20 protein-coding genes are annotated in these 17,820 nt (G+C 33.9%); 12 read left to right on the forward strand and 8 right to left on the reverse strand.

Annotated features, from left to right (window positions below; genetic code table 11):
* Nucleotides 1–31: 31 nt before the first annotated feature.
* The gene (locus tag ACPX19_RS02310) at nucleotides 32–412 is read right to left on the reverse strand and encodes a cupin domain-containing protein (protein ID WP_426431227.1); all 381 of its coding nucleotides are present in this window, start codon (nucleotides 410–412) and stop codon (nucleotides 32–34) included.
* Between the two features lie 66 nt (nucleotides 413–478).
* Here ACPX19_RS02310 and ACPX19_RS02315 point away from each other — a divergent pair, with 66 nt between their 5' ends.
* The 3 genes from ACPX19_RS02315 to ACPX19_RS02325 are packed head-to-tail and all read left to right on the forward strand — an operon-like array spanning nucleotide 479 to nucleotide 2,729.
* Nucleotides 479–1,342, forward strand: coding sequence for a DUF4846 domain-containing protein (locus tag ACPX19_RS02315; protein WP_426431229.1), 864 nt, complete (start codon nucleotides 479–481; stop codon nucleotides 1,340–1,342).
* Nucleotides 1,343–1,362: 20 nt separating this feature from the next.
* Nucleotides 1,363–1,740, forward strand: a complete 378-nt coding sequence (locus tag ACPX19_RS02320; protein WP_426431231.1) for a Na(+)-translocating NADH-quinone reductase subunit F — start codon at nucleotides 1,363–1,365, stop codon at nucleotides 1,738–1,740.
* A gap of 2 nt (nucleotides 1,741–1,742) precedes the next feature.
* Nucleotides 1,743–2,729, forward strand: coding sequence for an FAD:protein FMN transferase (locus tag ACPX19_RS02325; RefSeq protein ID WP_426431232.1), 987 nt, complete (start codon nucleotides 1,743–1,745; stop codon nucleotides 2,727–2,729).
* Between the two features lie 97 nt (nucleotides 2,730–2,826).
* Here ACPX19_RS02325 and ACPX19_RS02330 read toward each other — a convergent pair whose 3' ends face one another.
* Together ACPX19_RS02330 and map are read right to left on the reverse strand one after the other, a co-directional pair.
* Nucleotides 2,827–3,591 (reverse strand): class I SAM-dependent methyltransferase, encoded by a 765-nt coding sequence (locus ACPX19_RS02330; RefSeq protein WP_426431234.1) that lies wholly within the window; start codon nucleotides 3,589–3,591, stop codon nucleotides 2,827–2,829.
* Complete coding sequence (gene map / locus ACPX19_RS02335) at nucleotides 3,592–4,410, reverse strand: type I methionyl aminopeptidase (protein ID WP_426431235.1); 819 nt, start codon at nucleotides 4,408–4,410, stop codon at nucleotides 3,592–3,594.
* Nucleotides 4,411–4,533: 123 nt separating this feature from the next.
* Here map and ACPX19_RS02340 point away from each other — a divergent pair, with 123 nt between their 5' ends.
* Nucleotides 4,534–5,799, forward strand: a complete 1,266-nt coding sequence (locus ACPX19_RS02340) for an acetyl-CoA hydrolase/transferase family protein (RefSeq protein ID WP_426431237.1) — start codon at nucleotides 4,534–4,536, stop codon at nucleotides 5,797–5,799.
* A gap of 4 nt (nucleotides 5,800–5,803) precedes the next feature.
* On the opposite strand, the gene ACPX19_RS02345 is transcribed toward ACPX19_RS02340, so the two are convergent.
* Together ACPX19_RS02345 and gpmI are read right to left on the reverse strand one after the other, a co-directional pair.
* Entirely contained in the window at nucleotides 5,804–6,214 is a 411-nt protein-coding gene (locus ACPX19_RS02345; RefSeq protein WP_426431239.1) for a BT0820 family HAD-type phosphatase, read from the reverse strand.
* A 42-nt stretch (nucleotides 6,215–6,256) separates the two neighbouring features.
* A complete protein-coding gene (gene gpmI / locus ACPX19_RS02350) occupies nucleotides 6,257–7,771 on the reverse strand; it encodes a 2,3-bisphosphoglycerate-independent phosphoglycerate mutase (protein WP_426431241.1) in 1,515 nt (504 codons plus the stop codon).
* Between the two features lie 261 nt (nucleotides 7,772–8,032).
* Here gpmI and ACPX19_RS02355 point away from each other — a divergent pair, with 261 nt between their 5' ends.
* Nucleotides 8,033–8,422: an ankyrin repeat domain-containing protein gene (locus ACPX19_RS02355; RefSeq protein ID WP_426431243.1), complete on the forward strand. Its 390-nt coding sequence runs from the start codon at nucleotides 8,033–8,035 to the stop codon at nucleotides 8,420–8,422.
* A gap of 52 nt (nucleotides 8,423–8,474) precedes the next feature.
* On the opposite strand, the gene ACPX19_RS02360 is transcribed toward ACPX19_RS02355, so the two are convergent.
* On the reverse strand, nucleotides 8,475–9,242 hold the full coding sequence (locus ACPX19_RS02360) for a M48 family metalloprotease (RefSeq protein ID WP_426431245.1): 768 nt from the start codon (nucleotides 9,240–9,242) through the stop codon (nucleotides 8,475–8,477).
* A gap of 116 nt (nucleotides 9,243–9,358) precedes the next feature.
* Between ACPX19_RS02360 and ACPX19_RS02365 the strand changes: the two genes are divergently transcribed.
* Nucleotides 9,359–9,784, forward strand: coding sequence for a GNAT family N-acetyltransferase (locus ACPX19_RS02365; RefSeq protein WP_426431247.1), 426 nt, complete (start codon nucleotides 9,359–9,361; stop codon nucleotides 9,782–9,784).
* Nucleotide 9,785: 1 nt separating this feature from the next.
* On the opposite strand, the gene pepE is transcribed toward ACPX19_RS02365, so the two are convergent.
* The gene (gene pepE / locus ACPX19_RS02370; protein ID WP_426431249.1) at nucleotides 9,786–10,493 is read right to left on the reverse strand and encodes a dipeptidase PepE; all 708 of its coding nucleotides are present in this window, start codon (nucleotides 10,491–10,493) and stop codon (nucleotides 9,786–9,788) included.
* A 127-nt stretch (nucleotides 10,494–10,620) separates the two neighbouring features.
* On the opposite strand from pepE, the gene ACPX19_RS02375 reads away from it, so the two are divergent.
* The 6 genes from ACPX19_RS02375 (at nucleotide 10,621) to ACPX19_RS02400 (ending at nucleotide 17,125) form a co-directional block, all read left to right on the forward strand.
* Entirely contained in the window at nucleotides 10,621–11,436 is an 816-nt protein-coding gene (locus tag ACPX19_RS02375) for a carboxypeptidase-like regulatory domain-containing protein (protein WP_426431251.1), read from the forward strand.
* Nucleotides 11,423–12,220 carry a carboxypeptidase-like regulatory domain-containing protein gene (locus ACPX19_RS02380; RefSeq protein WP_426431253.1) on the forward strand — a complete coding sequence of 266 codons (798 nt, stop codon included), beginning with the start codon at nucleotides 11,423–11,425 and terminating at the stop codon, nucleotides 12,218–12,220. Before ACPX19_RS02375 ends, ACPX19_RS02380 begins: the two co-directional genes overlap by 14 nt.
* Nucleotides 12,221–12,266: 46 nt before the next feature.
* The gene (locus ACPX19_RS02385) at nucleotides 12,267–12,773 is read left to right on the forward strand and encodes a DUF6702 family protein (protein WP_426431254.1); all 507 of its coding nucleotides are present in this window, start codon (nucleotides 12,267–12,269) and stop codon (nucleotides 12,771–12,773) included.
* Nucleotides 12,774–12,837: 64 nt separating this feature from the next.
* Entirely contained in the window at nucleotides 12,838–15,135 is a 2,298-nt protein-coding gene (locus ACPX19_RS02390) for a M1 family metallopeptidase (protein ID WP_426431256.1), read from the forward strand.
* An 80-nt stretch (nucleotides 15,136–15,215) separates the two neighbouring features.
* A complete protein-coding gene (locus ACPX19_RS02395; protein WP_426431258.1) occupies nucleotides 15,216–15,506 on the forward strand; it encodes a Sec-independent protein translocase subunit TatA/TatB in 291 nt (96 codons plus the stop codon).
* 116 nt (nucleotides 15,507–15,622) lie between these two features.
* Nucleotides 15,623–17,125 carry a S8 family peptidase gene (locus ACPX19_RS02400; protein WP_426431259.1) on the forward strand — a complete coding sequence of 501 codons (1,503 nt, stop codon included), beginning with the start codon at nucleotides 15,623–15,625 and terminating at the stop codon, nucleotides 17,123–17,125.
* 48 nt (nucleotides 17,126–17,173) lie between these two features.
* On the opposite strand, the gene ACPX19_RS02405 is transcribed toward ACPX19_RS02400, so the two are convergent.
* Nucleotides 17,174–17,815 (reverse strand): O-methyltransferase, encoded by a 642-nt coding sequence (locus ACPX19_RS02405; RefSeq protein ID WP_426431261.1) that lies wholly within the window; start codon nucleotides 17,813–17,815, stop codon nucleotides 17,174–17,176.
* Nucleotides 17,816–17,820: the final 5 nt, after the last annotated feature.

Raw genomic sequence — 17,820 nt, forward strand, 5'->3', positions numbered from 1 at the left:
TTCTTTTTCGATACAAAAGATAATAAAATCCTTATTTATATTCAACTATTAAAAAAACTGCAGTGGTTTTACCAATATTTAATACTTCGTGAATTGTTTTTATATCATTGGAAAAGCTATAACCTTCAGGTACTTCAACTTCGCGAGCACCAGTTGTATCAGTAATTCTGAATTTACCACCTGATAAGGTATAACCAAAATGTGGATTATGATAATGCTTTTCGTGACCAACATTTGGAGGAAACGTACATTTCAAAATACGTACGGATTTATTTTCTTCAAGAATTTCGCACACTTTTTTACCCTTCCAACCTGCTTGTAAAGGATCTGGCAGCTTCTCCACAGGTTTACAACTTAAAACCAAAAGACATAAAACTGTAAAATACAGGTTTTGTAATACACAATTTCTCATTCAGCTAAAGTTATAGAATTTTTGACCATGTATAACAAATTATAATTTTTATACGTTCTAGTGCTTATGAAGAAAGTAATACTTCTCTTATTTATCATTGGTTTGGTTTTCTTAGCTTTTTACTTTAAACCAGTAGAAAAAGCGTATGATACTGTAAAAGCGGTTATTGAAACCCCTAGTTTAATCAACAAGGATAGTTTAACAATCAAGTCTAGAGTTAATATCCCTGCAGGATTCAGACGTGTGGAATATCCTAAAGGCAGTTTTGAAGACTATCTTAGAAATTATAAGCTCAAAACCTTTGGTAGTAAAATCATAAATTACGATAATACAGAATATTTTTGGCAACTTGGACACATCGGTATATTAGAAATACCTGTACCAAAAAATGGTTTGCAACAATGTGCGGATGCACTAATTAGGATTAGAAGTGAATATTTATGGGACAACAATAGAAAAGATGACATTGGATTCAACTTTACTTCTGGCGATTACTGCTCATGGTCAACATATGCTGAAGGTTTTAGACCAAAAATCAACGGAAGCAACGTAAGCTTTTATAAAACGGCAAACGAAAACCACACAAAAGACAACTTTTACAAGTACCTAAATCTTATTTATACCTATTCTGGCACGTTATCACTTTACAACGAACTAAAACCCGTAAAAGCCAAAGATCTAAAAATTGGAGATATGCTTATAAAGGGTGGAAGCCCAGGACATATCGTTATGCTCTGTGATGAAGTTATTAATGATAAAGGGGAAAAATTATTTCTTCTATTTCAGGGCAATACACCTGCACAAAGCGTTCATTTGGTAAAAAATCTATCGGATTCTAAGATTTCCCCATGGTATAAATTAGAAGACGGTGCCTCAACTCAAGTTTCTAATTACACTTTTAGTAGTGCAAAATTTGTTCGATTTAAGTAAGCATCTTGTATCTTTGTCATATGAGCAAAGCACTTACAGAACAAGAACTTCATAACTTGGCAATGAATCACGTTGGTAAGGATTTAGAGTCTCGTGGTTTTGAATTTATTGCAATAAATAGTAAGCTAAAACGTCATCCTCAATTTGTTTGTATTGATAAAAATAGTCAATACTATTTTGTGGTTGTGAGGGCTATTATGCTTCCGGAAAACCCAAATAATTATGATGTGGTATGGATGGAAACCTTTAAGAAACACGCCTATGAAAAAAACGCAAAAGTGTTGTATGCTGGAGTTGGACTCGGGAACCCTGAAGGTGAAAATTTACCAATCTATCTCAATGAAGAATACCTCATTGAATACAATGGCATTCAGGTTATAGACATGAACTTAAATTAGGCATGAAAAACTTACTACTCGGTTTAACCCTTATTCTTTTTACATCCTGTAAACAAGAACAAAACACTGATAAACTTTTTAAATTGTCAGGACCAGTTTTTGGCACAAGTTTTAATATTCAATATGCGGATACCGACAATACGGATTACTCTGAACAAATAGATAGTTTATTTAATGATGTAAATCAATCCTTATCGACTTATATTCCAGATTCAGATATTTCTAGATTAAATCGAAATGAAACAATTGTGGTAGATCATTATTTTATTGATGTTTTTAATACCTCTAAATCTATTTATCACGAAACCAAAGGTGTTTTTGATCCAACTATAGGCAACGTTGTCAACGCATGGAATTTTGGCGCCGAAACCAACAAATTTTTAACCGACAGTACTACTATTGATAGTCTAATGCAGTTTGTAGGTTTTAGCAAAGTATCGTTAAATAACAATACCATTATTAAGCCCAAAGCTACTTATTTAGAATTCAATGCTATTGCTAAAGGCTATGGTGTAGATGTTATAGGTGAATTTCTTGAATCAAATAATATCAGCAATTATTTAGTAGAAATTGGTGGAGAAATAAGGGTAAGAGGCAAAAATATTGAAAAAGATTTACCATGGAAGGTTGGGTTAGACGAACCTCGTTTTGATGGCCAACAATCTGTTTTTAAAGCTTTAGAATTAAAAAACGAAGCGATGGCCACGTCTGGAACTTACAGAAAGTTTAAGATTGATGAAAACGGAAACAGATATGCCCATATTATTAACACCAAAACAGGCTATCCAACAAAAACAAATATTTTGAGTGTTTCGGTAATCGCAGCAGATTGTATGACAGCCGATGGCTACGCTACAGCTTTTCAGGCAATGGGAATTGAAAAAGTGACCTCTTTTTTAAAATCACACCCCGAACTTAAAGCCTATTTTATCTACGAGGACACCGACAAAACATTAAAAACCTTAAACCTCAATAATTTTCCTGAATAAGAAAAGTGACCTAGATATTACCAGCGTGTCTTATAATCGCTATTAACTCTTATTTATATATTAAGCCGTGCCTTTTTTTCGTTTTTGGTGCGGCTTTTTATTTTCTCACTACAGGAATGATTTCAGCTTTAGCCAAACGGTATTTGTCTATTTCAGAATCTGACAACGTAGCTGTATAATCTATCTCTTTAACTTCAAAACCTATGCTTCTAAGTTTATCAAAGTAATCTCGACCATAAATTCTAACATGGTCATACTGCCCAAATATTTTTGCGCGTTCAGCTTTATTGGTAATGGAATCATCTTCAAAAGTAGTTTCTCGTCTCAAATCCTGTGGTATTTGAAAAATACCAAAACCACCAGGTTTCATAACACGATATAGCTCTTGCATTGCCTTTGTATCATCAGGAATATGTTCTAACACATGATTGCAAAAAATAACATCATAAGTATCATCTTCAAAAGGAAGATTACAAATATCTGCTTTTACATCTGCAATAGGAGATAATAAATCCGTAGTAGTGTAATCTATATTTTTGAGTTGTCTAAAGCGTTTCAAAAAGCACTGCTCTGGTGCAAAATGAAGGACCTTGTATTGTTTAGAAAAAAAATCGGTTTCATTTTTAAGGTACAACCAAAATAAGCGATGTCGCTCTAATGACAGTGTTGAAGGAGATAAAACGTTTGGTCGTTGTTTTCCATAACCGTAGGGTAAAAATGTCCTGAAGCCTTTTCCATCAATTGGGTCTATATATCTTTTACCTCTTAAAAAAAAAGCTAGAAGTGGCCTCACAACATAGCTTAACCTTATTAATAAAGGTCTTGGAAAAAGGTTTAGGAAAAATTTAAAAATCGACTTCATTTAAAGCACTAAAGCATTCTGTCTAAATCTATCCTCTTCATTAGATGTAATTCCTAAGGCTTTGTGGACATAAGCAAAAGTTGAAAGTATCTCGGGTTTTCCGTCAACAATGGCAACATCATGTTCAAAATGCACACTTGGCTTTCCATCTTGTGTTACAATCGTCCAACCATCTTTTAGTTGCTTTACTTTATGGGTGCCCATATTAATCATAGGCTCAATAGCAACAACCATACCCTCAATTAACTTTTTACCTCTACCTCTTTTACCATAGTTTGGCATTTCTGGATCTTCGTGCATTTTACGACCAATACCATGCCCTACAAGTTCCCTTACTACACCATAACCTTCAGCCTCACAATATTGTTGTATGGCATAACCCACATCGCCTACTCTATTTCCTACTCTCAGTTGTTCTATCCCTACGTATAAAGACTCCTTAGTAGTTTTTATTAATTTTTTGGTGTCTTCTGAAACGTTACCAATCTCAAACGTATAAGCATGATCTCCGTAAAAACCATTCATTAATGCACCACAATCTACAGAAACAATATCACCGTCTTTTAATGGGATATCTGTTGGCAAGCCGTGAACTACAGCTTCATTAACACTACAAAGTAATGTTGAAGGACAATCGTACAACCCTTTAAAACCTGGCAAAGCTCCATGATCTCTGATAAATTCTTCAGCAATTGTATCTAAATAATTGGTAGTCACACCTTCTTTGACCTCATTGGCAAGCATACCCAACGTCTTAGATACGACCAGTGCACTTTGGCGCATTAATTCAATTTCTTCCCTTGTTTTTACAATAATCATGGTCTTCTAAATTAGGTTGCAAAGATAGGTATTTATAACGATTAATTAATTTTTGAAAAACATGATAAAAGACAGTTTTTTTCTATCTTTTCAGCAGTAAGTTTGTAACCTAAAATTTAAAAAATGTTTAAAAGAGTAAGTGCGGAAGAAGCAGTAAAAGTTATTAAATCTAACGATAGAGTTTACATACAGGCAGCAGCAGCTGCTCCACAACAATTAATCAATGCTATGTCGGCAAGACACGAAGAGTTACGAAATGTTGAAGTTTGCCATTTACATATTGAGGGAGAGGCACCATATGCCAATCCAGAATTAAAAGATAGTTTTCACGTTAACTCTTTTTTCTTAGGTAAAAATGTGAGGCATACATTACACTCAGGAAACGGATCTTATACACCAGTTTTTTTGAGTGAATTACCGACTTTATTTCATAGAAACATCATTGATTTAGATGTGGTTTTAATTCATGTTTCAGAACCAGACAAACACGGTTATTTATCGTTAGGCGTTTCTGTCGAAGCTACTTTAGCCGCTATTGACAACGCTTCAATAGTTATTGCACAGGTAAATAAAAAAATGCCTCGTACCCATGGTGCTGGTATTATACACTATACCGAAATTGACTACTTTGTAGAATGTGATGATGAAATCCCGGCTATTAATGCATCTGAACCAACTGAGATTGAAAGCAAGATTGGCGACTATGTTGCAGGTTTAATTGAAGACAGAAGTACACTACAAATGGGAATTGGCAATATCCCAAATGCGGTTTTATCAAGGCTAACTAATCACAAAGATTTAGGCTTGCATACAGAGATGTTTTCTGATGGTGTTATAGATTTAATATTGAGTGATGTTATTAATGGTAATTATAAAAAAATCAATAGAGGTCGTGCTTTAACTACCTTTTTAATGGGCTCAAGAAGGTTATACGACTACGTAGATGACAATCCATTTGTAGAAATGAGAGCTTCTAACTATACAAATAATGCCGCATATATAAAACAAAACCCCAGAATGGTCGCTATAAATTCAGCGATCGAAGTTGATGTTACAGGACAAGTATGTGCTGATTCTATTGGTTCTAAGATGTATTCTGGTGTTGGTGGACAGATGGATTTTATAAGAGGTGCATCTCTTAGTGATGGCGGAAAAGCTATCATTGCTTTACCTTCTGTAACTCGTAAAGGTGTGAGCAGAATAGTACCAACACTAAAACCTGGAGCTGGTGTTGTAACAACGAGAGCACATGTGCATTATGTAGTTACGGAATATGGAATTGCTAACTTATTTGGAAAGACAATAAAACAACGTGTAAAAGCTTTGGTGAACATTGCACATCCTGATCATAGAGAAGCTATTGAAAAAGCATATTTTGAATTGACTTAAATCACTATTTAAACCATCCAAATAAGCCACCTTTACCTTTAGATTGCTTAATATTTGGCTTTTCATTGGTTATCATCTGATAGATTTCACCCCAACCAAGGATGCCTCCAATATTTCTGTCGTCTATAAATAAGTCGGCATGGATTTTTCGACTTCGGCTGTAATCAAACTTTTCTTCTGGGAAACTTGCATTAACAGCATAGAACTCTATGCCATTTTCCTTACAAAAATCTACAGCTTCTTGGAGCCTTGCACCAGTTCTATAAGTCCATAGTATGAGTCTGTGTCCGTCTTGTTGTAAACGTTTTAAAGTTTCAAAAGCAAAGATTCTTGTTTTTCCAATTTTTGGGTAAGCATCTTCTACTATGGTACCATCAAAATCTACTGCTATTATTAATCTATCCTGAAAATTCATGCCATCAATCAATTAGGGGGCAAAGTTACAACAATGTGTCATTTATACAAGACTATGTTGTGTCATAGCTTCTGGTTGTTCTATACCCATTAATTTTAAAATGGTAGGTGCAATATCACCTAAAATACCATCTTTAATTTCTTTAAGACCTTTGTCTATTAAAATGATCGGCACTGGGTTAGTTGTATGTGCTGTATTTGGTGTTCCATCAGGATTTATCATGGTTTCGCAATTTCCATGATCTGCTATTAAAATGGTAGTGTAATCATTTTCTAAAGCTGTGGTAACAATATCTTTCACACACTCATCTACAGCTTCACAAGCTTTAATTGCGGCTTCCATAACACCTGTATGACCTACCATATCACCATTTGCAAAATTTAGGCACACAAAGTCTACCTCTCCTTTTTTAAGTTCTGGAACAAGCGCATCTCGCAATTCGTAAGCACTCATTTCTGGCTTTAAATCGTAAGTAGCGACTTTGGGTGAATTTCTTAAAATTCTTGTTTCTCCTTCAAAGGGTTCTTCTCTTCCACCTGAAAAGAAAAAAGTAACATGAGGATATTTTTCAGTTTCAGCAATTCTAATCTGTTTTTTGCCATGCTTTTCTAAAACCTCACCTAAGGTATCGGATAAGTTATCTTTATTGAAAATGACATTAATACCCTTAAAGTTGTCGTCATAATTCGTCATGGTTACATAGTGAAGATTTAACTTGTGCATGTTGTATTCATGAAAATCTTCTTGCGAAAGTGCTTGCGTTAACTGACGTCCTCGGTCTGTTCTAAAATTGAAGAAAATAACAACATCTCCATCTTTTATCGTTGCCACAGGCATATCATTATCAATAACCACAAGTGGTTTAATAAATTCGTCCGTAACATCTTCTTCATAGCTTTGTTCAATGTCTCTAAGAACATTCGTAGTCTGTATTCCTTGACCATGAACAACAGCATCATAAGCTAGCTTAACACGTTCCCAGCGTTTGTCCCTATCCATAGCATAATAACGGCCTATAACAGTGGCTAACTTACCTGTAGTCTTAGCTAAATGATCTTCTAATTCTGAAATAAAGCCATATCCAGATTTTGGATCTACATCTCTTCCATCAGTAAAAGCATGCACAAAAACATTTTTTAGGCCAAAATCATTTGCTGCATCTAAAAGTCCGAAAAGATGTTTTATATGTGAATGCACTCCACCATCACTCACTAAACCAAGTAAGTGAATATCCTTTCCATTAGCTTTAGCATATTCAAAAGCATTTTTAAGGACTTGTTCTTCTTGAAGTGTTTTATTTTTAACAGCTAGGTTAATCTTTACTAAATCCTGATACACAATTCTACCAGCACCAAGATTCATATGCCCTACTTCGCTATTTCCCATTTGCCCTTCAGGCAAACCTACATGTAAACCATCTGTACGTAAACTAGCGTTAGGATATTTATTATATAACGAATCAATAAATGGAGTATCTGCATTATCTATGGCAGAGACTTTTGGATTTGGTGATTTTCCCCAACCATCTAATATCATTAAGATTACCTTCTTGTTCATGTTGTTTTGTTTATTACCTCAAATATAAGGCATAGTATACTACTATAATTCTGGATTAAAAAAATTTTAAATGTTATTTAATTTTAAAACTATACAATGTTGATTGTTAAATAGATAAGTGTTTTTATGAAAGCCTTAACAGATTTGTTTTCAAAACGTTAAATGTATGTTATTTAAAATTTTAAAGTGTAACAGAAAAGAAATAATGTCGTCTCTTTAGTATAATCAAAAAACAAATCAATTAATTTAAAATCTTTCATCATGAAAAAAACAGCAGTAGTTTTGGCCTTGGCATTGGGCTTTTCAATCACAAATTTAAATGCAACAAACGATGTTTTAACTTCTACCAAAAACGAAGTAACCGTAAAAACTTTTGAAGTAAGCCCTCTTTGTAAAGCTGTAGCCACAGGAGATGTGGAACTTACAAAAACTTTAATCAATCAAGGTGCTGATGTTAATGCCAAATCTAATGGTATGAGTCCTATTCATTATGCAGCAAAATACAATCGCGTAGAGTTAATTAAAGTATTAATAACAGCTGGAGCTGATGTTCATAAATCTTGTGATATGGGATATACGGCATTAAACCATGCAGAACTTTCTAAAGCCGAGGATGCGGCACAGTTTTTGAAACGATTTAAAAAGAAATAGTCTAATTAAGGACAATTATTTGAGTTAGTTAATTGGAAATGCGTCTTAATATTTAAGACGCATTTTTGTATTTTCTAATAGCTTCTCTAATTTTTTCAATCCTATTTTCAGGGTCTGGATGTGTGCTCTGAAATTCTGGAACACGATTTGGACCAGCAGCAGCTTTTAGTATTTCCATTACACCAATCATTTCTTCAGGATTGTAACCTGCATTAATCATAAACTTTACGCCCAATTCATCACTCTCCAACTCGTCTCCTCTCCCATTTTTGAGGAGTTCGCCTTGTCCCATTTGCTGGGCCACACCACCCATATCTATAGCAGAACTACCCATTGCAATAACTTTCCAAAAATTTGCATTAGTAATGCGTTCATTAGAATGTCTACCCAATACATGACCTATTTCGTGACCTAAAACTCCAGCGAGCTGATCTTGGTTTTCTAATTTAGAAAATAAGGCATAAGTAATAAAAATCTGTCCACCTGGCAACGCGAAAGCATTTATAGTATTTTCATCTGCCAACAAATGAAAATCATATTGATAGGGTGTATTTTTAGCAACGCTACTATTCACAAGTTTATTACCAACATTATCTACCAAAGATTGGTATTGGTTATTAGGGTGCAAACCCCCATGCTGTCTGGCCATATCAGGTGCACTCTGTAATCCTATGGCAATCTCTTGATCTGGCGATAAAGATATTGCTTGCTTTTTGCCAGTGTAAGGATTTATTTCTTCTTGACTACATTTTCTTATAAATGCAAAAGCCACCACAGCCAACGCTATTAAAATTCTGACTTTAAAATTACCTCTTCTCATGATGATTATCTTAGTGTGATAAATTTACAAAAGTTTGACTCATAATTTCTTAAAAAGTCATCGCTTATAGTTTCAAGTTTTAAAAAACATTAATTTTACAGCAATAAAGAATTGAGATGAACTACGAATTTAAAATACTACCTAATTCAGAACTAAAGTCTATAATACCCTTAGTATATGAACTAAATCAAGGTAAAATAGATAAATCCGTTTTATCATCACGGTTTAATGAGATAAAGAATCAAAACTATGAATGTGCTGTTATAACACTCAATAATGAGATAGTTGGTGTTACGGGTTTATGGTTTTGCACCAGGCATTATTCTGGAAAATCTGTAGAAATAGATCATGTTTATATAAAACCAGAGCACAGAAATAAAGGTTTAGGTAAATTGTTTATGAGTTGGATTCATAATTATTGTAAAGAAAAAGGTTATGAATCCATAGAGCTAAACACTTATGTTCAGAATTACCCTTCTCATAAATTTTATTATAACGAAGGTTTTCAGATATTAGGTTATCACTTTCTAAAAAAAATATAGGCTATTTTAAAAATCCTAAATCGGAATTTGTTGGGATTTCATAGGGCTCCTTACCGTATTCAAAAATTCTGGCATCAAGGTTACCTTTTAAAGTTAGGTTCTCATCTTTTACTTCTACCCAACTCCCTTCTCTAAGGCCAATGACTGGTTGTGTGTTAAAAGCATGAAATTCTTTTATTCGTGTCTCCCTAGTTTCACCCATGTGTTTACTATTTGGATCTGGGTCTAAATAGTGAGGATTTATATTAAATGGCACCAAGCCTAAAGTCTTAAAGCTTGGCGGATAGACTATTGGCATATCGTTAGTTGTGTTCATGGTAAGACCACAAATATTACTCCCTGCACTTGTACCTAAGTAAGGAACACCATTATTTACTACTTCTTTTATTGAAGTTAAGACATCATTTTTATATAATTGATTTACTAAAACAAAAGTGTTTCCGCCTCCAGTAAAAATGCCTTTAGCATCTTTGATCGCTTTCTTAGGGTCTTCAAATGTGTGAATACCTCTTACTGTCTTACCGATTTTTTTAAATGGATCAGCAACCTTGGCTGTGTATTCATCATGCGATATACCGCCAGGTCTTGCATAAGGAATAAATAATATTTCGTTCACAGATTTAAAGTGAACTTTTAATTCATCTAAAAGATATTCTAAAGGACCAGTCCCATGAACTGTAGAAGTACTTGCAATTATGATTGATTTCATATTACAAATTTAAGATTTATAGTTTTAAAAGACATAATGACTATTTCCTACTTTAACAAAGATTTATTAACCCCTTTTTATGAAAATTGATGAATAAGCACGAACTTTATAATTCAATAACACCAACATGAAACATATAGTACTTATAATAATCTGCTTTTTTACTATTTCCATTTACAGCCAAGATGTCGAAAGGATTTCTGTGAATGGTAGGATTTCCGTAGCTTCTGAGGATAAAGAAGGCGTTACTGTTTATAATTCCTCATCAAATAAGGGTACAATTACTGATGAAAATGGTGATTTTGAGATTAAAGTGGCTCTAAATGATATACTAGAGTTTGGTGCACTTCAGTTTAAGGATTTTAAAGTCACTATTACTGAAGACATCATTAAATCTAAAAAGCTTACGGTTATTCTTGTAGAAGAAATCAATAAACTAGATGAAGTTGTTATTTTACCATTTGGATTAACAGGAAATATTAACACTGACTTAGAAAATGTTAGAACCTACAATGTTAGCTTAGATTATGTCTATTTTGGTTTAGACCACATCGAAGATTTTGAATTCTCGGCAGATTACAAAACAAAGGCAGACAATTTAGCTTTTAATGAAAATAACCCACGAGTAGGTAATATGCTTAACCTTGTTAACCTCGCTGGATTTATAGTAAGTCAGATTGTAGACATTGAAAGTGAAGATAAAACCAATGCAGAGAAAGCTATCAATAAAACACCATTTAAAGAAGCCTTAGATAAATATAGTGTTAATTACATCCATACCAATTTCGACATTCCACTAGAGCAAGTAGACGCTTTTATAGATTATATAGAAAACGAAGGTATAGATGAAGAATTACTGGCTAAAGATAAAGAAATGCTATTCTTAGAGCGTATTACGCAACTAAGTAAATCTTTCCTTAAAGATAAAAGTGAGAAAGACTAAACTCTTATTTAGTCTTGTAGCGTTACTTTCTGTTTTTTTGTTGCAAGCTCAGCGAACTGAAATTAAAGGCAAATTAATTGCCAATGACGATGTTGAAGGCATCCACATATTAAATATAACGGCATCAAAGTTCACTATTTCGGATGAACAGGGCGAATTTACCATTATTGCCAAAGCAACAGACACATTATTTGTTTCGAGCTTAATTTATGTGAATAAAGAAATTATTATTATGCAACAGCAACAAGACTCTAATTTGATTGAAATTAAATTAGAAGAAAAAGTAAGCGAATTAGATAAAGTTGTCGTTGGTAAGATACTTACCGGAAGTCTGGAGTCCGATTTAGAAAACTCGGATGCCAAAACCGAAATCAACTTTTATGATCTTGGCATTCCTGGCAATACTAAATTACCATTAACCCAAAACGAAAAAAAACTTCATGATGCCGATGCTGGACCTTGGGGATATGTAGGTCTTGGTTTTGGTGTAAATTTTCACAAGATTCTCAATAAAATAAGTGGAAGGACAAAAAAGCTAAAAGATATTGTTGAGTTAGATGATAGGGATAAATGTATCAACACATTAAGGATTAATTATGAGTCTATAATATTTGAAAACGATACACTTGCCAAAAACTTAAGGGACGAATATTTCTTATTTTCTCAGGAAGATGAGAACTTTTTAAGTTTGTGCAAAGAGGATAATCACATAAAACTATTAGAGTTTTTACAACAAAAATTAAAAGCTTACCGAGAGAACCTTAATAGTTCTGATAATGATTAACTTTGGAATACTTTTTGGTTTAGGATTAAAAAAATAGAATCTTTTTATGAAATCGATATATATCATTTTAACGTTTTTAGTTGGCTCAATACTAATTTCTAGTAATACGAAGCATGATTATTATGTAAGTGTTACAAACATTGAATATGCCAAGGAGCAGAAATCCATTCAAATTATTAGTCAGGTCTTTATTGATGATTTTGAAACGTTAATTCGCGAACGTTATGACGAAACCATAACATTGGCTCAAGCAGATGAACCAGAAATTGTTGATGAGTACATGAAGCGTTATTTAGAAGACAAACTAAAAGTTTCAATTAACAAAAAAGCTTATAATTTTAACTTTATTGGCAAAGAATACAAAGACGACATTGTCTATTGTTATCTAGAAATAGAGAACATAGGTGATATTAAATCTATAAGCGTTATTAATCGCATCCTTTTTGATGTTCTTCCAGATCAACAGAATATTGTAAGGTTAAAATTATTAGGCAAAAACAAAAGTTTCTTACTTATCCCTGATAAAGATAATTGCATGTTAAACTTTAACTAAAAATTCTGTTGTAGCGGCATAAATTCTCTATTTTCGGAATCATTTTTAAATAACACTAATTACAATGAAAATTTTCAAGTACGTATTTGGTGCAATGCTTTTTGTTTTTGCAAATACTTTTGCACAAGAAGACACTAAGCCAGAGCGCAAACCTGGTCACACCAACCAAAACAAATTCAAACAGTTATATGATGAATTTGCGACTCCAAACATGTTCAGAACTGGTTCTGGAGCACCTGGTCCTGCTTACTATCAACAACAGGCAGACTACAAAATGGACATAGAAATAGATGATGTTAATGCCAAATTGTATGGTAGTGAAACTATCACTTACACCAACAATTCGCCAGACGAACTTACTTATCTATGGGTACAGTTAGACCAAAACATGAGAGCTAAGGACTCTAAAACACCTTTAATTAATAGTTCTGGTATTGGCCCAGCAACCTCAGCTTCAAGAGCTACAAGCACATATCTAAATGAACCATTTGATGGTGGTTTCAATATAGAATACGTAAAGGATATTAATGATAAAGATTTGGCCCACACCATAAACCGTACTATGATGCGTGTAGAATTGCCTAAACCAATGAAGAGTGGCGATAAGTTTTCCTTTAAAATAAAATGGTGGTACAATATTAATGATCACGTAAAAGATGGTGGGCGCTCTGGTTACGAGTACTTTGAAGAAAACGACAATAGAATATACGTTATGGCACAGTTCTATCCACGTATGGCTGTATATAATGATGTTGAAGGTTGGCAAAACTCTCAATTTTGGGGAAGGGATGAATTTGCATTACCATTCGGTAATTTTGATGTTAATATTACAGTACCTGCAGATCATATCCTAGACGGGACGGGTTATCTAACCAATAGAGAAGAAGTCTTTACTAAAGAGATGATGAATCGCTACAATCAAGCAAAAAAATCTTTTGACAAACCTGTAATGATTGTAACAGAAGATGAAGCTCGTAAAACTGAAAAAACAAAAAGCGATAAGAAAAAAACATGGAAACTTTCAGCGCAAATGGTAAGAGATTTTGGTTTTGCAACGTCTCGTAAATTCATTTGGGATATGATGGCTGTAAAAATCGGCAACAAAGATGTCATGGCGGTTTCTTTGTACTCTAAAGAAGGTAATCCTCTTTGGGAACAATGGTCTACAAGAACCGTTGCAAGCACATTAAAATCTTATTCTCGAATGACTTTTGATTACCCTTACCATAAGGCAATTTCAGTTCATGCACCAATGGGTATGGAGTATCCTATGATTTGTTACAATTTTGGTCGTCCAGATGAGAATGGCAACTATTCCGACCGAACTAAATATGGGATGATTAGCGTTATCATTCACGAGGTTGGGCACAATTTTTTCCCAATGATCGTCAATAGTGATGAGCGTCAATGGACATGGATGGACGAAGGTTTAAACACTTTTGTTCAGTATGTAGCTGAGCAAGATTTTGGTGAGTGGAATCCAACGGCTTTATCACCAGGTCACGACAAATATCCTTCGCGTAGAGGACCTGCTCAAAATATTGTAAGGTATATGGGAGGTGACCAAGATTTTATCGCACCAATTATGACAAAAGGTTTAAACACCTATCAATTTGGTAGCAACGCATACAGTAAACCAGCTACAGGTTTAAATATCCTTCGTGAAACGATTATGGGACGCGATCTATTTGATTATTCATTTAGAGAATATGCAAGACGTTGGATGTTTAAGCATCCTACACCTGAAGATTTTTTCAGAACAATGGAAGATGCTTCAGCTGTAGATTTAGACTGGTTCTGGAGAGGTTGGTTTTATACCACTGACTACACTGACATAGGCATTAAAGAAGTAAAGAAATTTGCAGTAACAAATAATCCAAACGAAGAAGGAAAAAAACTCGCAGAGCGATTTAATATAGATCCTAATGCACTAGTGTACTTTATTGGCGAAGGTGATGAAGGTTATGATGATGCTATAAAAAATGGTCAGTCCATGGAAGACCTTCCTACAGTAAAGGAATATATTATGGATAATTTCACTCCAGAGCAACAAAAGAACATGAAGAAATCACCAAAGTATTTCTATCAGGTAACTTTTGATAAACCAGGTGGGTTAGTAATGCCTTTGATTGTTGAATACGAATATTCAGATGGTTCTAAAGAAAAAATTACATATCCTGCCCAAATCTGGAGATTAAATGATAAAGAAGTAAGTAGAGCCATAGCTACGGATAAAGAAATAGTTTCAATAACTGTAGATCCAGACTTAGAAACAGCAGATATTGATACATCAAATAATTCATGGCCTCGAGAGGTACAGGAAAGTGATTTTGATAAGTTTAAGAACAAAATAAAAGATTAAGGAAAATTAATTTTAAAAATTAAAGCCGACTTTAACGAGTCGGCTTTTTTTATTCAACAAAGTCACTCTATATTTGCACTGTGATACATTTAGCTAAATTATTATTTATCGGCGGAACCGAAATTATTTTTATACTATTTATTGTAGTATTGGTTTTTGGTGCCGATAAGTTACCTGAAATTGCAAGAGGCTTGGGTAAAGGCATGAGAACTTTAAGAGATGCTACAAACGACATTAAGCATGAGGTTACAAAAAGTGCCAAAGACAGCAATATTATAGATACTGACACTACAAAAGAAATTCAAGAAGAGATCAATAAAGTTAAAGATGATCTTGAGAACTTTACAGGTTCTGTAAAACGCAACATGTAAAGTATATAATTCCTTGTTTTTGTATTAATTTTTTAATACATCCTCAATAAATAACGTTTTTTTGTAGAATAATTTAATATATTTAGACAATCACTAACTAATCTAAATTATATTAAATGAAAAAAAAACTTTTCAGGCTAATGCTATTATCATTAATAGTTTTAGTATCATGTTCTAAAGATGATACCAATATTGAAAACCAATCAGAAACTATCCAATTTCCCGAAGATCCACTTACCGTTGAACAAATTAATGCAAAGATTTCTGAGACCATAGAAAATACTGGTGATTTCGATTGGAATGCCGTAGACGAACATTTTCTATGGAGTGCTGTTGTACATGGGCAAAATGTACTAACCATTGGGTATGGAAATCCTAATCAAAGTTTCAGCGAAACGGAAGACCCTATTTTACAATCAAAAAAAAGTGCATTAATCAGTATTGTGATTGATAATGAAGCTGTTGAAAAGGAAGATTTAAAGTTGGTAGAACACGACATTATTACCGTAATAGATGTAGAAGTCACAAAAATTGAAACCATAATTGAGCTAAGAAAAAGTAACTATGTCCGCTATTTAGAGCCAAATGGTTATAATCACTACTCTAATCTCATTGCTAAAAGTAGCTCTGGTTGTGATAAAAATCCTGATAGTATAAATTCTGCACATTACACAACTACAAGTCCTAATAATGCACAAATTTCATGGCATTTTAGTGAGCACAATATTCCTCAAGCTTGGAATTACAGCACAGGGTCTGGTGTAACTATTGGTCTTATTGACACTGGTGTTTCCGCATCACAATATTTATTAAACTCATCTGGATTTAACGATGGAGCCTCTACAGGTAGATTTGTTCAAAAATATGGAACGTTCATTGATTCTGCATGGTGGTGGAGCAGCAACTATGATGGTCCACATGACAAATGCGGACATGGTACAGCAATGGGTTCTACTATGGCAGCACCAAGAAATAATGACGGAATGCCTGTCGGTGTAGCATATAATGCTAACCTAGTTGCTTACAGAGCAACTGAAGACGTATTACTAAACGATTATCATGAAAGAAAAGGGGTGTCTATGGCATTAACACAACTAGGCAATAGAAGTGATGTTAAAATAATTTCCATGTCAATCGGTTATGTTTGGTCAATAGGAAATATAAAAGATGCTGTTAAATACGCTTACAGTAAAGGAAAATTAATTTTTGCTGCTGGAGGAACTTCAACGAGTTTTACCAATGGATTTGGAGTAATATTCCCTGCAACAATGAGCGAAACCGTTGCTGTTACAGGTGTTGATGACGGATCTAATTATGAAAGATGCGACACATGCCATAGTGGTGATAAAATAGACTTCACCATTATTATGGAAGGAGACAACAACACTAGTAAAGCACCTCCAGTCTTAGGATTTAACACAGGTCAAAGAAGATACACAGGTGGCTCATCTGTAGCAACCGCAACAACTGCTGGCATAGCCGCCTTGATTTGGTCTAGATATCCTAGTTGGTCAAGAACTCAAGTGTTAAATAGATTGAAGCAATCGTCAGATTTTTACCCAAGTAAAAGCAGTAGCTTTGGCTATGGAAATATTGATGCTTTACAAGCTGTACAATAACCAATCAAAAACTGAAAAGAGCTTTGCAAATTAACACAAAGCTCTTTTTTATTTCTTTCTACTAATGGTCAATCCATCCCGTATTGGCAATACAACTGTTTCAATACGATTATCTTCTTTTAAAAGCCTGTTATAGTCTAAAACAGCTTTAGTAGAAATATCTTTTGCGTTAAGCTCTTCTACTACTTTTCCATGCCATAATACGTTATCTGAAAGTATTATGCCACCAGAATTTAACTTATCTATTATTAAATGAAAATAATTGCTATAGTTAGGTTTATCAGCATCAATAAACACTAAATCAAATGAAGTTTCTAAACCAGGAATAATGTCTAATGCATTTCCTGTGTGTTGAATTATTTGATGCCCATATTCGGATTTGTCAAAATACTTTCGTTGAAAATCATAAAGCTCTTCATTTATGTCAATGGTATGAATAACACCATCTTTTTGTAACCCTTCGGCTAAACATAAGGTTGCATAGCCTGTAAAAGTACCCAGTTCTAAAATCGATTTAGGATTTACAAGTTTAGAAATCATGCTTAGCACTCTACCTTGGTAAGGACCACTAAGCATGATAGGTTGTAAAACCTTCTGGTAAGTTTCTCGCGTTAATTGTTGCAATAATTCAGGCTCTTGCTCAGAATGTGATACTATATAATTGTCTAGGGCCTCAGGCAGAAAATGCATCTAAA

The sequence above is a fragment of the Winogradskyella sp. HB-48 genome (genome assembly GCF_049942685.1).
In the GTDB taxonomy this organism is placed as follows: Bacteria; Bacteroidota; Bacteroidia; order Flavobacteriales; family Flavobacteriaceae; genus Winogradskyella.

What these genes read in the sequence shown, in the direction of transcription:
- ACPX19_RS02310 (WP_426431227.1), bottom strand. Translation starts at nt 412, where the DNA reads ATGAGAAATTGTGTATTACAAAACCTGTATTTTACAGTTTTATGTCTT.
- ACPX19_RS02315 (WP_426431229.1), top strand. Translation starts at nt 479, where the DNA reads ATGAAGAAAGTAATACTTCTCTTATTTATCATTGGTTTGGTTTTCTTA.
- ACPX19_RS02320 (WP_426431231.1), top strand. Translation starts at nt 1,363, where the DNA reads ATGAGCAAAGCACTTACAGAACAAGAACTTCATAACTTGGCAATGAAT.
- ACPX19_RS02325 (WP_426431232.1), top strand. Translation starts at nt 1,743, where the DNA reads ATGAAAAACTTACTACTCGGTTTAACCCTTATTCTTTTTACATCCTGT.
- ACPX19_RS02330 (WP_426431234.1), bottom strand. Translation starts at nt 3,591, where the DNA reads ATGAAGTCGATTTTTAAATTTTTCCTAAACCTTTTTCCAAGACCTTTA.
- map (WP_426431235.1), bottom strand. Translation starts at nt 4,410, where the DNA reads ATGATTATTGTAAAAACAAGGGAAGAAATTGAATTAATGCGCCAAAGT.
- ACPX19_RS02340 (WP_426431237.1), top strand. Translation starts at nt 4,534, where the DNA reads ATGTTTAAAAGAGTAAGTGCGGAAGAAGCAGTAAAAGTTATTAAATCT.
- ACPX19_RS02345 (WP_426431239.1), bottom strand. Translation starts at nt 6,214, where the DNA reads ATGAATTTTCAGGATAGATTAATAATAGCAGTAGATTTTGATGGTACC.
- gpmI (WP_426431241.1), bottom strand. Translation starts at nt 7,771, where the DNA reads ATGAACAAGAAGGTAATCTTAATGATATTAGATGGTTGGGGAAAATCA.
- ACPX19_RS02355 (WP_426431243.1), top strand. Translation starts at nt 8,033, where the DNA reads ATGAAAAAAACAGCAGTAGTTTTGGCCTTGGCATTGGGCTTTTCAATC.
- ACPX19_RS02360 (WP_426431245.1), bottom strand. Translation starts at nt 9,242, where the DNA reads ATGAGAAGAGGTAATTTTAAAGTCAGAATTTTAATAGCGTTGGCTGTG.
- ACPX19_RS02365 (WP_426431247.1), top strand. Translation starts at nt 9,359, where the DNA reads ATGAACTACGAATTTAAAATACTACCTAATTCAGAACTAAAGTCTATA.
- pepE (WP_426431249.1), bottom strand. Translation starts at nt 10,493, where the DNA reads ATGAAATCAATCATAATTGCAAGTACTTCTACAGTTCATGGGACTGGT.
- ACPX19_RS02375 (WP_426431251.1), top strand. Translation starts at nt 10,621, where the DNA reads ATGAAACATATAGTACTTATAATAATCTGCTTTTTTACTATTTCCATT.
- ACPX19_RS02385 (WP_426431254.1), top strand. Translation starts at nt 12,267, where the DNA reads ATGAAATCGATATATATCATTTTAACGTTTTTAGTTGGCTCAATACTA.
- ACPX19_RS02390 (WP_426431256.1), top strand. Translation starts at nt 12,838, where the DNA reads ATGAAAATTTTCAAGTACGTATTTGGTGCAATGCTTTTTGTTTTTGCA.
- ACPX19_RS02400 (WP_426431259.1), top strand. Translation starts at nt 15,623, where the DNA reads ATGAAAAAAAAACTTTTCAGGCTAATGCTATTATCATTAATAGTTTTA.
- ACPX19_RS02405 (WP_426431261.1), bottom strand. Translation starts at nt 17,815, where the DNA reads ATGCATTTTCTGCCTGAGGCCCTAGACAATTATATAGTATCACATTCT.